This window comes from Kitasatospora sp. NPDC001540 (assembly GCF_042894345.1).
Taxonomy (GTDB): Bacteria; Actinomycetota; Actinomycetes; order Streptomycetales; family Streptomycetaceae; genus Kitasatospora; species Kitasatospora phosalacinea_C.
This window is the reverse complement of sequence record NZ_JBIAVO010000022.1, coordinates 1-18,445: the sequence shown is the minus strand read 5'-3', so window position 1 is coordinate 18,445 and position 18,445 is coordinate 1. Positions and strand designations below refer to the sequence as shown.

Genomic DNA, 18,445 nt, shown 5'->3' with positions numbered 1-18,445 from the left:
GGACCGGCTCGGAGCACCGAGTCCAGGTGCCGGAAGGCTCCGAAGCCGGTCCCGCTGCGGGGCCTCGCATTGCCCGGTTCAGGCCCCCGTCGCCCCTCCGCAGCCGTGTTCCAGGTCGCGACGACCGGTCTCGTGTCTTGCCGACCTGCCGTGGAAGGGACTCCCGCCCGGGGCGTGGGCTGGAGGCATGGACGGAAGCCTGATCAGTCCGTGCCGGGCTGGACGAGCTTGAACGCCAGGCGCGCTGGGGCGTGTTGGGCTGCTCGGCGGATGCACAGCGGGACCGGTGTCGGTGTACAGGCGGGTGTGCACCACTCCGTACGGATGGGAGTGCACCGGCATGGCGGCGGAGAGGGGTCGCGTTCGTGAACCGACCGTTGTCGGCTCGGGGTGCCGGCGGGGGTGGCTGCTTGGCACCGCCCCTGCCTGCGCTGGATCAGGACGCTGGCGTGATCCGGTGGAAGAGGCGGCCGGCGAGGTCGACGCCTGTGACCGTGCCGTCGGCGTCGCGGGAGAAGTAGCCGCGCTGCCCCTTGAGGCCGCCTTCGGTGACGACGTACTCGTCGCCGCCGGGCAGGAAGCCGATGTCCGCGGCCGGGTGGTCCGGTGGCATCTCCTCGTCCGACGCCCCACGGATCTCCGGCTTGATCCCGACCGCCAGGGTGAGGCGGGTGCCGTCGGTGGCGATGTCGAGGTTCATGGCGTCGATCTCGTAGCGGCCGACGACCTGCTGGGCCTGCGCCTCGTCGTACGGGAGCGGTTCCACCGTCTTCTCGACGACGCCGAGACAGTGCTCGAGCGCCCACCGCACGACGGACTGGTTGAAGAGGTAGCCGTCCGGGCCGACGTTGGCCAGGCAGACCACCGCGAAGTCGCGCTCGGGAACGATGAGCAGCTCGGCGAACTGGCCGTTGCCGGAGCCGCCGTGGCCGATCCCGCGCAGGCCGTCGAGGTCGTGCAGGAACCAGCAGATGCCGAAGCCCTCGCCGAGCGTGCTGGCGCGCAGTTCGACCGTCTGCTCCCGCATGCGGTGCAGTTCCGCGGCGGGCAGTACGCCCTGGCCGTCGCCGAGGTGGAACCGGGCCCAGCGCAGCAGATCGCTCGCCGTGGAGGCGAGGCCGCCGCCGGGGTTGTCGGCACGGGCTCCTTCCTTGAACGCCGCCCAAGGCCGGGCGGGGCGCAGTTCGCCGTCGTCGCCGCGGTTGTGGCCCACGGCGAACTTGCGGACCATCACCTCGGACAGGCCGTACACGGTGTCCGTGAGGCCCACCGGTTCCAGGACGAGCGAGGCCATGGCCTGCTCGAAGGGCAGGTTCGTGACCTTCTCGATGATCCGGCCGGCCAGGTTGTACCCGGCCTGGCTGTAGGAGGCGCGGGTTCCGGGCGGTGCGATCAGCGGCAGCCGGGGCAGTTTCGCCACGAGCCCGGCCAGGGAGCGGTCGCCCTCACCGTCGTCGATCAGGTTCCAGTCCAGGCCCGAGGTGTGGTTGAGCAGGTTCAGGACGGTGATCTGCGCCGCGGCCCGCTCGTCGGCGAGCTCCAGCTCGGGCACGTAGCGCCGTACCGGCGCGTGGAGGTCCACCTTCCCCTCGGCGACGAGACGCATCAGCGCGGTTGCGGTGAAGGTCTTGGACACCGATGCCAGGGGGAACAGGGTCTTCTCGTCGACAGGCATCGGGTTGCCCAGGCTCGTCACGCCGTGGGAGGCGTAGATCTCCCGGCCGCCCGAGAGCACTCCGACCGCCGCACCGGGAACGCCGAACTCGGCGGCCTGCGCCTTGACGAACTCCGACAGCTTGTCCTGCAGCACTGCTTCCCCCTCCACATGTTTGAACTAAGTGCAAGAGCAGCATAGACAGCCACTTGAACAAAGTGCAAGACTCGGAATGAACTAAGTACAAGTAAGGTGGTGGCCATGCCTCGGGACACACTGACCGCCGACCGGATCGTTCACGCGGCCATCGAGCTGCTCGACGAGGAGGGACTGGACGGCCTGAACATGCGGAGCCTGGCGAAACGGCTCGGCTCGGCCGCCACGGCCGTCTACTGGCACATCAAGACCAAGGACGACCTGGTCCGACTCGCCAGCGATGCGATCTGGCACGAGGTCGAGGCGCCCGGCCTCGCCACCACCGACTGGCGCACGGCCGCCACCGCGCACGCCACCGGCATGCACGCCATGCTCACCCGCCACCCCTGGCTCGTCCAGGCATTCGGCAACCACCTCCTGCACGGACCCGGCCAAGCCCTGCACAACGACCTCAGCCTCACCATCTACGAAGAGGCGGGCTTCACCGCCGACGACGCCGACCGGGCGGCCGCCACCGTTCTCACCTTCGTACTCGGTAGCGCGCTCGGCCCCGCCGCGCAGGTCTCGCTGAACCGCCGGCTGAGCCGGAACGGCACGGACGCCGAACGGCTCATGGTCGACGCGATGACACGCGCCACCGAGACCGCCGCGCAGTTCCCCCGCCTGCGAGCACGCCTCGGCACCCCGGCCGCCACGGAGTACGCCGCGGCGCCGGATAACACCTTCGCGTTCGGCCTCCAGTCCCTCCTCGACGGCTTCGAGGCACGGCTCACCGGCGAACGCACCGGCCGGCGCGAGTGACCGCCCCTAACAACATCCGCCCATCCCGCCCGCTGTCCCTCCGCCACTTTCCCGTCAGCACCGGAGCAGGGCCAGGCGGGAGAGAACGTGACGCCGACGCGCCTGAGCGGTGCACACACCCCTGTACGTGGTGGCGCACTCCCGCGAGTTCGGAGACAGCCGGCGGGGTGGGTGGCGGGACCGGGCGGGTGGTCGCCAGCCGGGGGAAGAGTGCTTGGGCGTTGGTGCGGTTGACGGCCGTGAGTGTGCCGGGGTCGACGCCCGTGTCGAGGCCGTTGGCGAAGTACTGCCCGGCGGGGGTGGGGGCGAAGGGCCAGCCGCTGCCGAACAGGACGTGTCCGGGGCGGGCGAAGGCGAGGAGGGTGGGCAGGGCGGCCGGGCTGGAGGACAGGGCGGTGTCGAAGTAGAAGGAGCGGAAGTCGTCGAGGACGCCGAGCGGGCTGCGCGCGGTGTCGTTGGCGAGGGTGACGGCCATCCGGTGGGAGGCGTAGGGGAGGAAGCCGCCAGCGTGGCTGAGGATGAAGCGGATGTTCGGGTAGCGGCGCAGGATGCCGTTGCGGACCAGGAGGTAGGCGGCCCTGGTGGTGTCGAGCAGGAAGTCGGCGGCGAAGGCCGGGATGCCGCTGACCGGTTGGGCGGGTAGTTCGGCGGGGTGGACGAAGGCCACCGCGCTGCGGTCGTCGAGCGCCTGCCACAGGACGTCCTGGCCGTCGGCCCCTGGGTAGGTGCCGTGGTTGTTGGCGAGCAGGGGGTGTTCGCCGGCCCGGGCGTCTACCGGGGTGGCGAGCAGGGCTCGCCTGTCGTCGCCTACCACGTGCTCGCCAGCGCCCTCCGGGACAGACCGGGCCGGGTACGGGTGGTGCTGGTGGCAGAAGACCCTCGGCGCAAGGCGGAGTTGGAGCAGCGCATCGCAGCCGCGGCGCGTTCCCGGCAGTTGCGGTCGGGACGCCTGGATGTTCGGATCGGCCAGGGCAGTTGCCATCCCGTCCTCCTGGAGGGACTGACCCGCACGGACAGCATGCGCCGACCGGTGTTCGTCCTCCTCGACGGCTTCGGGGCCCGGAGATGCCGTTCGACCTCCTGCGGCGGATCGCCGGTGCCCACCACAGCAACGAGGTGATGGTCACCTTCCAGCCCTCCTTCCTTGACCGCTTCGCCGAGAAGAACGAGCACCACCACGCTGCTGGCGATGCCTTCTTCGGCGGCTCCGGCTGGCACGACGTCTTCCGGCAACCGTCCAGCGCCAAGGCCGCATACCTCCGCGACCAGTACCGCGCGACGCTCAAGAGCGCCGGATTCCAGCACACGTTGGCTTTCGAGATGATCGACGAAGCCGGCCACCTGCTCCACCTCATCTTTGGCACCCGACACGAGCGGGGGTCGAGAAGATGAAGGACGCCATGTGGGTGGTCGTCAGAACCTCCGGCGTCCGCTACCGCGGTCCCAAGGACCCCGACCAGCAGGCCCTCGACCTCGAATTCGAGCCCGACACCGGCCCGCTGCGCCGCATCCTCCTCGATCACCTCGCCTCCGCCCCTGCCGGCCGCACCGTGGACCAGCTCAAGACGTATGCCCTCCCGGAGACCGTCTGCCGGCCCACGCAGGTCATCCCGCTGCTCAAGCGCATGCGCGACGGCCAGGAGATCGACGCTTCACCAGGGCGGATCATCGGTGCCAGCGCCATCACAGCGGTCCGCCGAGAGGGCCTCTTCCGACCCGCACGGGCCCAGCAGCCGTCTCTCTGGCGGATGCGGGCGATCCCCGGCCAATCGCCTGCCACCAGAGGTAGCATCGAGACCATGAGCGGTAGCAAGAAGTATTCGATCAGCCTGCCCGAGAACCTCGCCGAGACCGTCCGCGCCCATGTCGGCCCCGGCGGGTTCTCCGCCTACGTCGCCGAGGCTCTCGAGCAGCGCGTCGCCATGGACAAGCTCCGTGAGATCGTCGCCGACTTCGAGACCGACAACGACGAGCTCACCCGCGCCGAGATCGAAGCGGCCCGGGCCCTGCTGCGCCACGACCACCGCCAGGCCGGCGGGGCCGCCGCCTGATGCCCGGCACCCTCCTCCTCGACAGCGAGGGCCTCTCCAAGCTCTACCTCAAGGACCGAACCGTCATGGCCCTGGTCCAGGCCGCCGCCGAAGAAGGCGTGCGCGTCGCCACCACCGCCATGACCACACTCGAAGCCGACTACGAGCGCATCCACCGCGCCCGGATCACGTGGGTCCTCTCCCGCATCGACGTCCACGACGTCACCGCCGACATCGCCGACAAGGCCGCCGCCCTCCTGCGCACCCACCACCTGCACGGCCACAAGTACGCCATCGACGCCGTCCTCGCGGCCGTCGCCCGCACCGCCCCCGCCCCGGTCACCCTCCTCACCTCCGACCCCGAAGACCTGACACTCCTCTGCGGACCCACCATCGAGGTCGTCAAGGTCTGACCGCCCTTCCGGCACCGCGTTCAGACCTCGGTGTTCGGGCCCCGGTCCCCGCGAACCGCCACTCGACCTCCGAGACGGTCCGAAGTGCTTCGATCCCGTCGAGGAGACGGGTCAGCGGTTCACTGCCGAGCGAACCGCGAAGTAGACCACGTCGGCGATGAGCAGCAGGACGGCGATGGCGAGCAAGAAGAGCATGCCGTCGACGACGGCGCCGACGACGCCGAGCACGACTGCGACGACGAGGACCAGGAGGAAGAGGACCATCGCACGCCTCCTTTGCGGGGCGGGGTTGTTCAGCGGCGGGCGAGCTGCCGCTCACCCGCGGTGCCCGACCGGTAGGCCGGACGGTGGTGCCGGAAGACCGCTTCCTCGTCCTCGGCGGGCAGGGCGTCGCCGGCGCCGACGGGAGGGCGGTCCTTGACCGGCGGCTTCTCGTGGACGACCTCGACGTGTCCGGGTCCGACGCCGAAGCCGTCCAGGGGGACGAGGACCGGGCGGTGGCGGGTGGGCGGGCCGATCCGGACGGCGGCCATCGCCGGTTCGTGCGTGCCGGTGTCCGCGTGGATCGCTTCCAGAGTGCCGACCTTGTGACCGTCCGCGTCCACGACGTCATGCGTGCGCCACGCGCGGATGGCTGCCGCCTCGATCACCATCGCTCCCTGCACCGGCTCACCTCGTGGGGAGCGCCCGCAGGACGACCCGGATGGCCGGCCCGCCGAAAGGCCCTCCCCATCCAGCGTGCCCCCGTCGGCGCCCGGACACCAGCACCCGCGGTCTCCGGCTGGCTCCTCCCGCACCCGCCAACCGCCGTTCGCGCCGACCGGGCCGCGGTCCGCGGCGACGTGGAAGCGTCGTCCGGACGGTTCCTGCGCCGCCGGGAGCGGCCGGTCAGCCGGAGACGGGGACCGGCCGACGGGCCTCACTTCATCGCGACGACGACCTTTCCGGCCTTGGCGCGGCCCTCCTCGGCGTACTCCATGGCGTCGCGGGTCCGGTCGAAGGGGAAGACGCGGTCCACGACGGGGCGGATCTTCCCGGCGTCGACGAGCCGGGTGATCTCGCGCAGCTGGTCACCGTCGGCCTTCATGAAGAGGAAGGAGTAGGTGACGCCGTGCCGCTCGGCGCGGCGCCGGGTCGTGAAGCTCAGTGCGTTCATCGCCTGCCGCAGGAACGGGTTCGCGCCGAGTTCGCGGGCGAAGTCCGCGTCGGGCGGCCCGGCGATGCTGATGGCCTTCCCGCCCGGTTTGAGGACCCGCAGCGACTTCTCCAGGGTCTGGCCGCCGAGGGTGTCCAGGACGACGTCGTAGCCGTCCAGCAGCTGTTCGAAGTCCTGGGTGCGGTGGTCGACGACCACGTCCGCGCCGAGTTCCCCGACCAGGTCGGCGTTGGCCGCGCTCGCGGTGGTGGCCACGTGGGCGCCCAGGTGCCTGGCCAGTTGGAGGGCGATAGTGCCCACTCCGCCGGAGCCGCCGTGGACCAGGACCTTCTGGCCGGGGCGGACCTGCGCCCTCTCGACCAGCGCCTGCCAGGCGGTGAGGGCGACCAGGGGGAGGGAGGCGGCCTGCGCCATGGTGAGGGCGGCGGGTTTGGGGGCCAGGTCGTCCTGGTGGACGGCGATGAGTTCGGCGAAGGTGCCGATGCGGTCCTTGTCGGGCCGGGCGTAGACCTCGTCACCCACCGCGAAGCGGGTGACGGCGGAGCCGACCCGGACCACCACTCCGGCCAGGTCGTTGCCCAGGACGAGTGGAAGGCGGTACGGCAGGATCCTCTTGAAGGCGCCGTCGCGGATCTTGAAGTCCAGCGGGTTGACGCTCGCCGCGTGGATCTCGACCAGGACGTCCTCGGGGCCAGGCCGCGGATCGGGCCTCTCGGCGGCGCGCACCGCCGACCGGTCGCCGTACTTCTCGATCAGGTAGGTCTTCATCTCTCCGTCTTCCTGCCCCGCCCGCCTGCGGACGGGGTCCCCGCTCGTTTTCCGGCGCGCCCGGTACGGGCCGCTCTCCGCCGGTCACCGCTGGTTCACGGCGCCCCGCGCCGATGCGGCGCGGGGCCCCTCACGCCGCGTTCGGCGACGTGGCCAGGCCCTGCTTGACGTACCGGGTGGTCTCGTCGGCGAGGACCTCGGGCAGGCCGGCCGCCACGGCGGCCAGGGCCTGGGCGGCGACCTCGGCGGGGTCCGCCTTGCGGTCGGCGGGGACGTCGGCGGCCATGTCGGTGTCCATGTAGCCGACGTGCAGCGCCGTCACGGTGATGCCGCGGGGGGCCAGTTCCTCCCGGGCCGCGTTGGTCAGCGCCCAGGCCGCCGCCTTCGCCGCGGCGTAGGCGCCGAGGTCGGCGGGGTGCAGCCAGGACAGGACCGACAGGACGTTGAGCACGGCGCCGCCGCCGTTGGACTCGATGACCGGGGCGAAGGCCCGGGTCACGGCGAGCGGGCCGAAGAAGTTCACCTCCGTCTCCAGGCGCACCGCGTCGATCTCCCCCGTGATCAGCCGGGTCCCGGTGGAGACGCCCGCGTTGTTGACCAGCAGCGTCGCGTCCGCGGCGGTGCGGGCCGCGGCCCGGATCGACTCCGGGTCCGTCAGGTCCAGCCGCAGCGGGACGACGCCCGGCAGGTCGACCGTCTCGGGGCGGCGGGCCGCCGCGTACACCTTGGCCCCGTGCTGCACGAGCTGGGCGGCCAGGTGACGGCCGAGCCCCCGGTTGGCGCCGGTGACCACCGCGACCGCGTCCTTCAGTTCCATGAGCACTCCTGAGGTGGGGCGGCAGCTGGCCGCCGCGATAGATGTCGTCTGACATCTAAACTGCAGCCTAGAATAGATTCCACTCGACATCCAAACGGGAGGGTGACCGATGGGCCGCGTATCGCAGGCACAAGCGCAGGAGAACCGCCGACGGGTCGTGGAGACCGCCTCCCGGCTCTTCCGGGAACAGGGCACCCACGTCAGCGTCGCCGACCTCATGAAGGCCTCCGGCCTCACCCACGGCGGCTTCTACAAGCAGTTCGCCTCCAAGGAGGCCCTCGTCGACGAAGCCACCGCCCACGCCTTCGCCGCACTCGCCCGCCACCACGAGGCCGGGCTCGACCGGTACCCCGGACGGCGCGACGCCGCCCAGCGGGCACTGATCGACGCCTACCTCTCCACCGAGCACCGCGACGGCGCCGCCGACGGGTGCCCCGCCGCCGCGCTCGCCGGCGACATGGCCCGCGACGACGCGGACGGCGAGGCGCGCCGCGTCTACACCCGGGGGGTGGGCGAATTCGCCGACCGGCTCGCCACCGACGACCAGGACGGCATCACCCGGCTCTGCACCATGGTCGGCGCACTCGTCCTGTCGCGTGCCACCAAGGGCTCCCCGCTCTCCGAGAAGATCCTCACCACCGCACGCGAGGCGCTGACGGCCACCGACTGACCGGACTGACCGGAAACGCGGCACAGGGCGGCCCCTCCCGGGAAGGGCACGTGCCGCCGGCCGGCCGCCGCCGGCCCCTCACAGGCAGCACCGCCCCTCACCCGGCCCGCCCGGCGACCCCGACCGCCTGCGGGCGGGGGCAGGCGGAGAGCACGGCGCGCGGCAGAAGGACCGGACGCCGGGGTCGGACAGCGCACCCGCGTCCTGCCGCACGCGGCCCGGAGCCACTCCGGCGCCCGCATCACCCGGGCGGCCGGGCCGCTCCCGAAACACCGTCCGCAGGCGGCGCGGCAGCTGCGCCCGTGCCGTCCGCACGGCCGTCGGGAGCGGTCACAGCAGCCGCGACCCGCGGTCCCCGTCGTCGGCCGCGGGTCCGGGGTCCTGCGGCATCGGGCCGGTCCGGGTGCCCGCGGTCTGCTCCCGGGCGTGGTCGGGAGTCCTGTCCGGGGTCTCGCGCTGCCGGGCGAAGTCGTCGCGGTACCCGTCGGCCGTCGCCGTGCCGGTGCGGGCGTCGTCGCGCCGTTCGACGGGGGCGCGGTCGTGGGCGCGGGCGTCCGCCGCCTCGTGGCGGGGATGCCGCCGTCCGCGCCGGGCGGTCGCGCGGCGGCGGCGGAGGCCGGCCAGCAGGAGGGCGAGGCCGAGCACGGCGACGGCTCCGACCACGATGCCCCAGAGGAAGAGCATCCCGGTGGAGCCGGTCATGTGGTGGCCGAACACCGAGAAGGCGCCGTTGAGTTCGTGCGCGCTGCCGGTGTTGCCGAGGATCCCCGCCACGGCGACGGCGGCCGCGGCGACCAGGAGGAGGAGTCCGAGGAGGATGATCATGACGTGCTCCCAACGGGTCTACGTCGTATGCCTACAGTCAACGCCGGGACTACACTGGTGTCTACACCGTATAACTACGAACTTTGTGTCACCGGTGCTCACGCCCGGCACGATCCGGCACGACCCGGGCACGACGAGGAGGCCCAGAGATGGCAGTCACCCCGACCCGCGCGTCCGACCGGGACGCCGGAGCGCCGTTCGCGGAGCGGCTCGACCTGGAGCGCATGCTGGCCTGCGCGCTGGAGATCGTCGACCGCGACGGCGTCGAGAAGCTGTCGATGCGGCGCCTGGCCCGCGCCCTGGGCCACGACCCGATGAGCCTGTACCGCCACGCCCCCAACAAGGCGGCCCTCCTCGACGGCGTCGCCGACACGCTCCTGCGCCGGCTGAGCGTCGATCCCGGCGACCCCGACTGGGCCGGCCAGCTGCGCGCCTTCGCCCGCGGCTACCGGCAACTGGCGCTCGACCACCCCAACGCCGTCCCCCTCCTGGTGACCCGCCCCCTGGCCACCCCCCTCGCCCTGCGCCCCGCCGGCACCCTGCGCCCCCTCGAGGACGTCCTGGCTCTCCTGACCGGGGCGGGTTTCACGGGCGCCGCCGCCCTGCACGCCTACCGCTCGCTGACCGGGCTCCTGCACGGCCACGTCCTGAACGAACTGCAGGAACTCGTCGACAACCCCGACGAGACCGACGACCTGCTCCGCCTGGGCCTGTACCGCCTCCCGCTCCGCGAGTTCCCCCTCCTGCGCGGCCTCGCGGCCGAACTCGCCTCCTACGACGGGGCCGCCGAACTCGAACGCGGCCTCGACATCCTCCTCTCCGGCCTCACCCCCGGAGGACCCTGACCCGCCGCGAGGACCGGCCCCGGCCCGCGCGCCGGCCGCCGGCCGCCACGACGGGCGCACCACCGAAAGGAGCAGCACCGACTCCGCACCGCGGAGCACCGCACCACCCGGGGGGAACAGGAACGAAGGTCACCATGATCATCCTCGGAGTCATCCTCCTCGCCATCGGCTTCCTGGCCGGCATCCCGGTCCTGTGGACCATCGGCATCATCCTCGCCGTCGTCGGCCTCGGCCTGGTGGTCGCGGGCGCGCTCGGCCACGAGGTCGCCGGACGCCGCCACTACTGGTGACGCGCGGCACCCCTCCCGCACCGACGGGGTGCCCGGCCCACCGGGGCCGGGCACCCCGTCTCCACTCGAACGACCCGCCCCCGCGCCGCGCGGACACGCCCGCCGCTCCGGCCTCCCGGAGGAGACCGGAGCGGTTCGGCGGCCCCGGACCGGAACCGGACCGACCCGCCGCGCCCGCGCGGCCCGCGGCGCGGCGCCCGTCGGCCGTCTACACCGACGCGGGCCAGGAGGCGGCCCGGCTCCGGGCGGTGTCCGCCCGCCGGTCGGCCGCACCGGCGCCGCCGGGAGGTGCGACGGACGACGGCAGGAACCCGGAACCGGGCCCGGGGCGCGCCCCGCCGCCGCCCGCGGTGAGCAGTTCGCTCGCGGTCCTGGTGTTCGCCGGGTCGGCGGCCTCGGCCATCAGCCGGGCGGCGTCGGCGCTGTCCGTCCCCGGCGGGACGACCAGCAGGTCCAGTCTGCGCGGGGCGTACGAGCACACCATGATCATGTGCTCGTCCTGCTCGGTGGTGTACCAGCCCACGTGGACGGTGTGCCCGGTGACCGGGACGCGCCGGGGGACGACGGGCCACTGCGCGGGGTTGACGGTGATCCGGGTGACCCGGCCCCACCGCGCGTCGAGTTCGGCGGCCAGGGAGGGGAGTTCGAGGAGGAGGTCGCGCGAGCGGGGCCACCAGGCTCCGTCCAGGCGGCCGGGCCGGACACCGCCGGGGGCCAGGGAGAGTCGCGGGACGGATTCCAGGGCGGCGGGCGCCGCCGCGGCAGGATCGAACGTCGTGGTCATGACTGAGGACCTGTCTCCGGGACCGGCCCGAAGGCTCGGACCCGGCATCGCCGTTCGCCGGAGACGACGCCAGTATCCGGTGCCGGCATGCGAAGTGCCTTCGGTGACGTCCAGCCTACTCTCCGCCCTCCCCCGACCCGCCCTCCTCCTCCCGGCTGGGAGGGGCGTACTGCCGGGGCGGGCCCGGAGTAGGCTGGTCGGCACCGAGGGCACTGCGCGGACCGGCACCGGACACCGGCCCCGTCTCCGGCGAACGACTGATCCCGGATCCGGTGCAGCCGGGCCCGGAGGCGGGTCTCCGACCATGAAGGCGATCCCCGATCGCGCCGCACCCGCCGTTCCCGGCCGCCCCCTGCGGCTCCTGCTCGCCCCCGACCGGCGGAAGCCGGGCCGGCTGGACGGTGCCTGGTGGCCCCGGTCGAACGGCCTCCTGCGCGAACTTCCAGCGCTGGCAGCCGCCTTGGACGCGCGGTGGGGGCGGGTCACCCGGATCACCGTGAATCCCGCGCAGTGGCCGGTGGTCCCCCGCCGGGTCCCGGTGGCCGGCCACGTCGTCCACGCGGGCTGGTACACCACCGAGCAGGACAAGCACATGGTCATGCTCTGCTCGTACGGTCGGCGGCTGGACCTGCTGCCCCCCGCAGACGGACCCGGTCGACGCCGACCGGTTCATGGCGGAGGCGTCCGACCCGCGCAACACCCGGGCCGCGAGCGACGTGCTCGCACGGGAACCGGCCCGCCGGGAGGGGCCACGGCCGCGCCCCGACGGGGCGGCGGCGACCGCGCGCTTCGACGGCACCCGCGGGGCCGGTCGGCGGGCTGCTCCGCGACGGCAGCGCGCCGCCTACTGGACGGCGCAACGGTAGCCGGACGGTGCGTCAGCTCCGCCTCACGGTGAGGGGACCGGGCTGCAACGCCGGGCTCACCCCTCCGCCCCTTCACCCGGCGCGGCGAGCAGGAGCGCGGTCCGGTCCGCGGTGAGCACGCCGAGGGGGTAGCCGTCCTCGTCGACCACGGGCCAGACGGTCAGGCGCCTGACCCGCATGGCCACGGCGGCGAGGGCCAGCCCCAGGGTCGGCCAGGCGAACGGGCCGCGTTGGTGGGCGGTGGCGCCGACCGTGCTCCGACCGGTGTGCTCGGTGTGCCGGGGGCGGGCCGGGGCGGAGCGCAGCCCGGTCCGGGTGACGACGCCCTCGCAGCGGCCGTCGTGGTCGCGGACCAGCAGGTACCCGGCGCCGGAGCCGCCCAGGACGTCGTTCGCGCGGTCGACGGTGCTGTCGTCGGCGATCTGGTGCGTCCACGGCTCCATCGCGTCGGCGACGGTGAGGCCGCGGCGGTGCCGCAGCGGGAGGTCGGGGCGTTCGGTGGCGGTCACGGGGCTCACCGCTTCCTCTCCGGCGGCCCGCGCGCGTGCGGCTGCCGGGCTTTCGTTCACCCAGAACGAGGCCGGAACGGCTACCGGGATGCGGGATGCCCTGGACGCCTCCGAGGCTACTCCCGTCCGGAGCGGGAGTCGCGGGGCGCCGACCGCGGCCCGGCCGGACGGGGCGCGGAGTAGCGTGGGGAGCACAACCGAGGACATCCCGCACACCGGCACCCGCGCCGACGTCGCCCTGGGTCATGAGTGGTCCCGCAACGGACCGGACGGGCGGCCAGCCGTGATGCCGATCCCCCTCCCCATTCCTTCCTCCCCCGGCCCGTGGTCGGTGCCCGGCTCCCCCCTGCTGCCGCGCCTCACCATGGAGCCGACCCTCTCCCGGGAGGGCGTCTTCGACGGCGCCTGGTGGCCCCGCAGCACCCACCTCCTCGCCGAACTCCCGGACCTGGTGACCGCGTTGGGCGCCCACCTGGGCCGGATCGTCCGGGTCGGCCTGGACACCTTGGCCTGGGACGGCGTGCCGCGGTCCGTCGTGGTCGACGGCGTGATGGTCAGGATCAACCGGTTCGACGGCAGCGACGCCACGATCAGCGTCACCCGGGGCTTCCAGGACCACTTCCTGCTCCTGGTGGTGCCTCCGGACACCCCGCCCGCGACCGCCGCGGCCGCGATGACCGGGGCCTCCGCGACGGGCAACCACACCCCGGCGGCCGAACTCCTGATCGACTGAGGCGAATTGCCGCCGGACCGGCGGCACCGGGAGAAGCGGTCGGGCCGCTCAGCGCCACTCGATCAGGAACAGCGTGGCGTCGTCGCTGGTTTGCCCGCCCCGGCGGGCCTTCAGCGCGTGCGAGAGGGCGCGCACCGTGGCCCGCACGCCGGAGCCGGTGCGCTCGATGCGGTCGACCCAGTCGATCAGCTGCTCCTCGCCGAACTGCTCGCCGCCCGCGCCCCGTTCCTCGACCAGGCCGTCGGTGAAGCACAGCACGCGGTCCCCGTGCCGGAGCTCCCGCTCGCTGACCACCGGCTGCTCGCCGCCGAACCCGACCGGCAGCGTGGTGGCGCTCTCCAGCCGTCCGACGACCGCGCCGTCGCGGATCAGCAGCGGTTTCGGGTGACCGGCGTTGACCCACTGGAGGTGGCCGGTGGCGGTGTCGAGCCGCATCATCTGCGCCGTGACGAAGTGGTCGGGGCCGAACTGCCCGGCAACGGCCCGGTCCATGAAGGCATAGATCCCGGCGAGTCCGACGCCCGCGCGGCGGGCGTGCCGGTACGCGCCGACGGCCACCGTCGCCATGGTGGCCGCGTCCAGGCCGTGGCCCATCGCGTCCAGGGTGGCGACGTGCAGCACGTCGTCGTCGAGCGCGTAGTCGAAGCTGTCGCCCGCCACCTGGTAGGCGGGCTCCAGGATGCCCGCCACCGCGACCCGGGGCACGGACATCGACAGCGGCGGCAGCAGCGACCACTGAATCTCGGCGGCCACGCTCATCGGCTCCAGCCGCCGGGCCCGGAAGACCAGGTCGGTGTAGCCGCTCCTGGTGATCAGCAGGTCCGCCACCAGGGCCGACAGCCGCCGCAGCGGCAGCCGGTCGCCGTCGCCGACCGCGTCCAGGGTGAAGGCCAGCACCCCCGCCTCGTCCCCGCCGTCCAGCAGCGGCAGGTACACCCGCACCCCGCCGTCCTGCGGCACCTCCACCGCAGTGCCCCGCAGGAACGCCTCACCGGCAGCAGAACCGACGATCGGCAGCGGCGGGCCCCCGGCCAGGCCCTCGCCGGACAGCGGGACCAGCACCGACTGGCCGTAGTCCTGCAGCAGCAGCGCCGGCTCCCGGCCGCCCAGCCCGGCCACCGCCTCGGCGACCAGCGGGGCGATCAGCGCCGGCGCGAGCTCCCGGGCCCGGTCGAGCAGCACCTCCAGCAGGTGCTCCCCGGACCCCGCGGGCCGCTCCGCTCCCCCGCCGCGCCGCCGTTCGCCGCCGCTGATCACCGCCATGCCTGCCTCCTGATCCGCCCCGGCCCCCCGCGTCCGCTGTCCCTTCCATTACGCCCGAGACCGGCCGGGCCCGCCCCCGGCCACGGTGGCGGCTACCCGGCCGCCAGCTCCGCCCACACGGACTTCCCACCCTGCCCCGCCACCGCCCCCCATCGCGTGGTGAGCCGGTCGAGGACGACGGTGCCGAAGCCGTGGGACGCCCCCGGCCCGGTGGGGCGGCGCCGGGGCAGGACGCGGTTGCGGTCGCCGACCGTGACGCGGACGGCACCGGGACGGCGTTCGAGTTCGAGGTAGCGCGGTCCGCCGCCGTGGTCGCAGGCGTTGGACAGCAACTCGCCGACCACGAGGAGGGTGTCGTCTGCCAGGTGGGGCCGACCGGGCGACGGCTCCCACAGGTGCCACGCGACCAGGGCCCGGCGGGTGAAGTCCAGGGCGGGCCCGACCGGTGCCTCGGTACGGGCGGGGAACGACAGGCGACGGCGCGGCGGTTGCGGTTCCGGATCGTTTCGCATGGGCCGCCCCGCGGACGGATCGTGTGGTGCCCCGCGGATGCCCGGGCCGCCGTCCACCACACCTCGGGGAAGGGCCCGTGACCGCGGCCGCCGGGCGCGGAGCGCTGCCAGGCCCCTGCCCCGGGGAAACCGGACCGGGGAAACCGGAATCCGGGTTCATACTTGTGGTGTGGCGGACGCACCCGGACCGCGCACGGGCTGGACGTTCCTGACCCAGCACGCGCGGGTCCTGCTGATGGTCTCGCGCGACCCGCAGGTCCGGGTCCGCGACGTGGCGAGGGCGTGCGAGGTGACCGAGCGGGCGGTGCAGGGCATCCTCACCGACCTGGAGGACACCGGCTACCTCACCCGCACCCGCAACGGGCGCCGCAACCACTACCGGGTGGCCCGGCACACCTTCTTCCGCCACCCGGCAGAATCCCGCCACGAGATCGCCGGACTGCTCGCCCTGTTCGCCGACCTCGACTCCGCGACCGGTACCGACGCCCCCCTTCCCGGTGGTGACCATGAACACCGCGAACACCCCTGAGCCGATCGACGTGCCAGCCCCCGCCCCCGCCGCCGACAGCTCCACCCGGCAGGCGCTTACCACCGCCGCGCACGCCGAGCCGGCCCAACCGCGCGACCTGAGCGCCACCACGCCGGACCGCTTCACCCGCGGCGGCTGCCACCGCGCCCCCACCGCGGCCGGTTCGGCCGACCGCCCGACCGCCAGCCCAGCCCCCTGCCGCGCGGACCCGAACGGAGGCCGCCCCCGTGCCCGCCCACCCCCGCACCCGCAGCCACCGTCACGAGCCCGGCCTGCGGATCACCATGACCGACCTGCCCGGCGCGACGGTGGTGCTCCGCCCCGCCGGGGACCTCGACCACGACCGGGTGCCCGAACTGGAGCACGCCCTGGCCCGCGCGCTCGCCCGCCGCCCGCGACGCCTGGTGGTCGACCTGTCCGCCGTGCGGTTCTGCGACACCGCCACCCTCCACCTGCTGTTCAAGGCCCACCGCGCCGCCCGCCGCACCCACGCCGCCCTGCTGCTCGCCCAGCCCTCCGCGCCGGCCCGCAGGGTGCTGGAGATCACCGAGATGGACACTGTCCTGCCCACCCTCCCCACCCTCCGCGACGCCCTGACCCGCACCCCCGGGACGGACACCTGAAGAACCCCCCGCCCGCCGGTCGGTACCGGACAGGACACCCGGTACCGACCAGCGGCCCCGGCGCGGGCTGTCTGCTCAACCAGATCCGGCACCGCCCCGCGCATGTCCACATGCCGCCCCGGCAAACCCCGACCGCCCCGGCCGGGAACGGCGCCGCTTCCACGGGCCGACGCCTGTTCCGGACATCGGACGGACTGTTCCCACTGGACCGCACGGGTGGAGTCGCCTTCCCCGTGGGCGTAGCCGAGGGGGCGGGTGGGCGGGAGCTGTGTTCGTCTTATCTCGGGCTTACACCTGTGAGTAGTTGATGCGTGCTCAGGTCCGCCCCCGTGCCGTCGACCACCGGAACCGGCGGCTTGGCGCGCTGTGCCCGATCGGGCCGCGCGGTGTGATCCGGCTCCTCTCTCACGAAAGACAGGCCATGCAGCGTCCGCCGTCCCTGAAGCTGTCGTCCCTCGCCCGCCGTTCCGAGAAGCCCATGGCGGGCCTCGGGGTGCTGGCCCTCGCCGCCGCCGGCGCCCTCGCCGGCCTCGCCCCCGGCGTGGGCCACGCCTCCAGTCACCGGGAGGCTCCGCTGATCGCGGGCGACCCGCGGGCCGACAACACGGACGTGTACGCGTTCGTCAGCCCGGACAAGCCCGACACCGTGACCCTGGTGGCGAACTGGATCCCGTTCGAGGAGCCCAACGGCGGCCCGAACTTCTACCCGTTCGCCGACGACGCCCGCTACAACATCAAGATCGACAGTGACGGCGACGGCAAGCCCGACACCACCTACACCTGGACCTTCGCCAACCACTACCGCGACGACGCCAACCAGTTCCTCTACAACACCGGCGTGGTGAAGTCCCTGGACGACCCGACGCTGAACTTCCGCCAGACCTACACCCTCACGGTCACCGGCCCGGACGGGAAGTGCAAGGTCCTGCTGAAGGACGCGCCCGTCGCGCCGTCGAACGTCGGCAAGGCGTCGATGCCCGACTACGGCTCGCTGCGCAAGCAGGCCGTCACCGAACTCCCCGAGGGCGGGCAGAGCTTCGCCGGGCAGGCCGACGACCCGTTCTTCCTCGACCTGCGGGTCTTCGACCTGCTCTACGGCGGGAACCTCAAGGAGTCCGGCCACGACACCCTGACCGGCTACAACGTCAACACCATCGCCCTCCAGGTGCCGAAGACGGCCCTGGCCCTGAAGGGCGACGCGGAGCGCAACCCGGTGATCGGCGTGTGGTCGACCACCGACCGCAAGGGCGCCGTCGTCACCGACAAGGGTGGCGAGGGCAAGCCCGGCGGCGACAAGGGCGGCGAGGGCAAGGCCGAGGGCGACTGGCGGCAGGTCTCCCGGCTCGGCAACCCGCTCGTCAACGAGGTCGTCGTCCCGATCAAGTACAAGGACGCCTTCAACGCCCTGACCCCGGACAAGGACCACACCGTCACCCCCGTGGTCGACAAGGTCAAGGACCCGATCGTGCCCAAGCTCGTCCAGAGCATCTACGGCATCCCCGCCCCGGCAGCGCCGCGCAACGACCTCGTCGAGATCTTCCTGACCGGCGTCTGCAAGGCGTGCGGCCCCGTGCAGGCGGACCTGAACTCGCAGCTGCTCAACAAGGACGTCAAGAAGGACGCCTTCGTGCCCTCCGAGGAGCTGCGCCTGAACATGGGTGTCGCCCCTGCGGCGGCGCCGAACCGGCTCGGCGTGCTCGCGGGCGACCTCGCGGGCTTCCCGAACGGCCGTCGCCTGGCCGACGACGTCGTCGACATCACCCTGCAGGCCGCCGAGGGCGCCGCCCAGACCGGCACCCTCGTTCCGGCCCTGGCCGCCGGTGACGGCGTGAACGCCAACGACCACGCCTTCGGCCACCACTTCCCCTACGTGGCACTGCCCAACACCGCCGCCGTCAACCAGGCCGTCTCCGACAACCCCGGCGGCTCCGTCGAGGCGGGCTTCGGCGGCCTCGCCCTCGGTGGCTTCCCGATCGCCGGCGCGGCCGCGATGGCCGGAGGCACGCTGCTGTCGGCGGCGGGCGTCATGGCGCTGCGCCGCCGCTCCGCCCGCTCGTGAAACTGCCCGAACGGGCCGGCCGGCCGCTCCCCGCGAGCGGCCGGCCGGGCCGCGGGCGCGCCCCGGGCGGGGGCCCCCGGGGGGGGGGGGGGGGGCCGGGGCGGGCGCCCCCCCCCCCGCCCCGGGGCGGGGCGGCGCGGGC

Annotated in this window: 23 protein-coding genes; 12 read left to right on the top strand and 11 right to left on the bottom strand. The window is 73.6% G+C overall.

The window, feature by feature from the left end:
- Positions 1-436 precede the first annotated feature (436 nt).
- On the bottom strand, positions 437-1,810 hold the full coding sequence (locus ACFY00_RS24185; RefSeq protein ID WP_388033622.1) for a serine hydrolase domain-containing protein: 1,374 nt from the start codon (positions 1,808-1,810) through the stop codon (positions 437-439).
- A 105-nt stretch (positions 1,811-1,915) separates the two neighbouring features.
- On the opposite strand from ACFY00_RS24185, the gene ACFY00_RS24180 reads away from it, so the two are divergent.
- Positions 1,916-2,611: a TetR/AcrR family transcriptional regulator gene (locus tag ACFY00_RS24180; protein WP_388033621.1), complete on the top strand. Its 696-nt coding sequence runs from the start codon at positions 1,916-1,918 to the stop codon at positions 2,609-2,611.
- Here the strand turns inward: ACFY00_RS24180 and ACFY00_RS24175 are convergent.
- Positions 2,580-3,593, bottom strand: coding sequence for an amidohydrolase family protein (locus tag ACFY00_RS24175; RefSeq protein ID WP_388033620.1), 1,014 nt, complete (start codon positions 3,591-3,593; stop codon positions 2,580-2,582). The two genes, ACFY00_RS24180 and ACFY00_RS24175, sit on opposite strands and share 32 nt — an antisense overlap.
- A gap of 83 nt (positions 3,594-3,676) precedes the next feature.
- Here ACFY00_RS24175 and tcmP point away from each other — a divergent pair, with 83 nt between their 5' ends.
- Genes tcmP through ACFY00_RS24160 form a run of 3 tightly spaced genes read left to right on the top strand, consistent with a single transcriptional unit; the run spans position 3,677 to position 5,054 of the window.
- On the top strand, positions 3,677-4,003 hold the full coding sequence (tcmP, locus tag ACFY00_RS24170; protein ID WP_388033619.1) for a three-Cys-motif partner protein TcmP: 327 nt from the start codon (positions 3,677-3,679) through the stop codon (positions 4,001-4,003).
- Positions 4,000-4,662 (top strand): hypothetical protein, encoded by a 663-nt coding sequence (locus ACFY00_RS24165; protein ID WP_388033618.1) that lies wholly within the window; start codon positions 4,000-4,002, stop codon positions 4,660-4,662. The genes tcmP and ACFY00_RS24165 overlap by 4 nt, the downstream gene beginning before the upstream one ends.
- On the top strand, positions 4,662-5,054 hold the full coding sequence (locus tag ACFY00_RS24160; RefSeq protein ID WP_388033617.1) for a type II toxin-antitoxin system VapC family toxin: 393 nt from the start codon (positions 4,662-4,664) through the stop codon (positions 5,052-5,054). Before ACFY00_RS24165 ends, ACFY00_RS24160 begins: the two co-directional genes overlap by 1 nt.
- Before the next feature lie 111 nt (positions 5,055-5,165).
- On the opposite strand, the gene ACFY00_RS24155 is transcribed toward ACFY00_RS24160, so the two are convergent.
- The 4 genes from ACFY00_RS24155 to ACFY00_RS24140 all read right to left on the bottom strand — a co-directional run bounded on the left by ACFY00_RS24155 (position 5,166) and on the right by ACFY00_RS24140 (position 7,795).
- Positions 5,166-5,318, bottom strand: a complete 153-nt coding sequence (locus tag ACFY00_RS24155) for a hypothetical protein (protein WP_388033616.1) — start codon at positions 5,316-5,318, stop codon at positions 5,166-5,168.
- A gap of 29 nt (positions 5,319-5,347) precedes the next feature.
- Complete coding sequence (locus ACFY00_RS24150) at positions 5,348-5,719, bottom strand: PRC-barrel domain-containing protein (RefSeq protein WP_388033615.1); 372 nt, start codon at positions 5,717-5,719, stop codon at positions 5,348-5,350.
- A gap of 254 nt (positions 5,720-5,973) precedes the next feature.
- Positions 5,974-6,978, bottom strand: a complete 1,005-nt coding sequence (locus ACFY00_RS24145) for an NADP-dependent oxidoreductase (protein WP_388033614.1) — start codon at positions 6,976-6,978, stop codon at positions 5,974-5,976.
- 130 nt (positions 6,979-7,108) lie between these two features.
- Positions 7,109-7,795 (bottom strand): SDR family oxidoreductase, encoded by a 687-nt coding sequence (locus tag ACFY00_RS24140; protein WP_388033613.1) that lies wholly within the window; start codon positions 7,793-7,795, stop codon positions 7,109-7,111.
- Between the two features lie 109 nt (positions 7,796-7,904).
- Between ACFY00_RS24140 and ACFY00_RS24135 the strand changes: the two genes are divergently transcribed.
- Positions 7,905-8,465, top strand: a complete 561-nt coding sequence (locus ACFY00_RS24135; protein ID WP_388033612.1) for a TetR/AcrR family transcriptional regulator — start codon at positions 7,905-7,907, stop codon at positions 8,463-8,465.
- A 330-nt stretch (positions 8,466-8,795) separates the two neighbouring features.
- Here ACFY00_RS24135 and ACFY00_RS24130 read toward each other — a convergent pair whose 3' ends face one another.
- Positions 8,796-9,290 carry a hypothetical protein gene (locus tag ACFY00_RS24130; protein WP_388033611.1) on the bottom strand — a complete coding sequence of 165 codons (495 nt, stop codon included), beginning with the start codon at positions 9,288-9,290 and terminating at the stop codon, positions 8,796-8,798.
- A 149-nt stretch (positions 9,291-9,439) separates the two neighbouring features.
- Here ACFY00_RS24130 and ACFY00_RS24125 point away from each other — a divergent pair, with 149 nt between their 5' ends.
- Positions 9,440-10,135 carry a TetR/AcrR family transcriptional regulator C-terminal domain-containing protein gene (locus ACFY00_RS24125; protein WP_388033610.1) on the top strand — a complete coding sequence of 232 codons (696 nt, stop codon included), beginning with the start codon at positions 9,440-9,442 and terminating at the stop codon, positions 10,133-10,135.
- Positions 10,136-10,269: 134 nt separating this feature from the next.
- Positions 10,270-10,425 carry a DUF6131 family protein gene (locus ACFY00_RS24120; protein ID WP_198545077.1) on the top strand — a complete coding sequence of 52 codons (156 nt, stop codon included), beginning with the start codon at positions 10,270-10,272 and terminating at the stop codon, positions 10,423-10,425.
- A gap of 208 nt (positions 10,426-10,633) precedes the next feature.
- On the opposite strand, the gene ACFY00_RS24115 is transcribed toward ACFY00_RS24120, so the two are convergent.
- Positions 10,634-11,209, bottom strand: a complete 576-nt coding sequence (locus ACFY00_RS24115) for a DUF5994 family protein (RefSeq protein WP_388033609.1) — start codon at positions 11,207-11,209, stop codon at positions 10,634-10,636.
- Between ACFY00_RS24115 and ACFY00_RS24110 the strand changes: the two genes are divergently transcribed.
- Positions 11,208-12,107 carry a DUF5994 family protein gene (locus ACFY00_RS24110; RefSeq protein WP_388033608.1) on the top strand — a complete coding sequence of 300 codons (900 nt, stop codon included), beginning with the start codon at positions 11,208-11,210 and terminating at the stop codon, positions 12,105-12,107. The genes ACFY00_RS24115 and ACFY00_RS24110 overlap by 2 nt on opposite strands.
- Before the next feature lie 24 nt (positions 12,108-12,131).
- Here ACFY00_RS24110 and ACFY00_RS24105 read toward each other — a convergent pair whose 3' ends face one another.
- On the bottom strand, positions 12,132-12,584 hold the full coding sequence (locus ACFY00_RS24105) for a CBS domain-containing protein (RefSeq protein ID WP_388033607.1): 453 nt from the start codon (positions 12,582-12,584) through the stop codon (positions 12,132-12,134).
- A gap of 184 nt (positions 12,585-12,768) precedes the next feature.
- Between ACFY00_RS24105 and ACFY00_RS24100 the strand changes: the two genes are divergently transcribed.
- The gene (locus ACFY00_RS24100; RefSeq protein ID WP_388033606.1) at positions 12,769-13,317 is read left to right on the top strand and encodes a DUF5994 family protein; all 549 of its coding nucleotides are present in this window, start codon (positions 12,769-12,771) and stop codon (positions 13,315-13,317) included.
- A gap of 48 nt (positions 13,318-13,365) precedes the next feature.
- Here ACFY00_RS24100 and ACFY00_RS24095 read toward each other — a convergent pair whose 3' ends face one another.
- Positions 13,366-14,580, bottom strand: a complete 1,215-nt coding sequence (locus tag ACFY00_RS24095; RefSeq protein ID WP_388033605.1) for a PP2C family protein-serine/threonine phosphatase — start codon at positions 14,578-14,580, stop codon at positions 13,366-13,368.
- Positions 14,581-14,672: 92 nt separating this feature from the next.
- A complete protein-coding gene (locus ACFY00_RS24090; protein WP_388033604.1) occupies positions 14,673-15,092 on the bottom strand; it encodes an ATP-binding protein in 420 nt (139 codons plus the stop codon).
- A 169-nt stretch (positions 15,093-15,261) separates the two neighbouring features.
- Between ACFY00_RS24090 and ACFY00_RS24085 the strand changes: the two genes are divergently transcribed.
- The 3 genes from ACFY00_RS24085 to ACFY00_RS24075 all read left to right on the top strand — a co-directional run bounded on the left by ACFY00_RS24085 (position 15,262) and on the right by ACFY00_RS24075 (position 18,303).
- Entirely contained in the window at positions 15,262-15,621 is a 360-nt protein-coding gene (locus ACFY00_RS24085; RefSeq protein WP_388033603.1) for a helix-turn-helix transcriptional regulator, read from the top strand.
- Between the two features lie 227 nt (positions 15,622-15,848).
- Positions 15,849-16,244: an STAS domain-containing protein gene (locus tag ACFY00_RS24080; protein ID WP_388033602.1), complete on the top strand. Its 396-nt coding sequence runs from the start codon at positions 15,849-15,851 to the stop codon at positions 16,242-16,244.
- A gap of 421 nt (positions 16,245-16,665) precedes the next feature.
- The gene (locus tag ACFY00_RS24075; protein WP_030463384.1) at positions 16,666-18,303 is read left to right on the top strand and encodes a DUF4331 domain-containing protein; all 1,638 of its coding nucleotides are present in this window, start codon (positions 16,666-16,668) and stop codon (positions 18,301-18,303) included.
- The last annotated feature ends 142 nt before the right edge of the window (positions 18,304-18,445 follow it).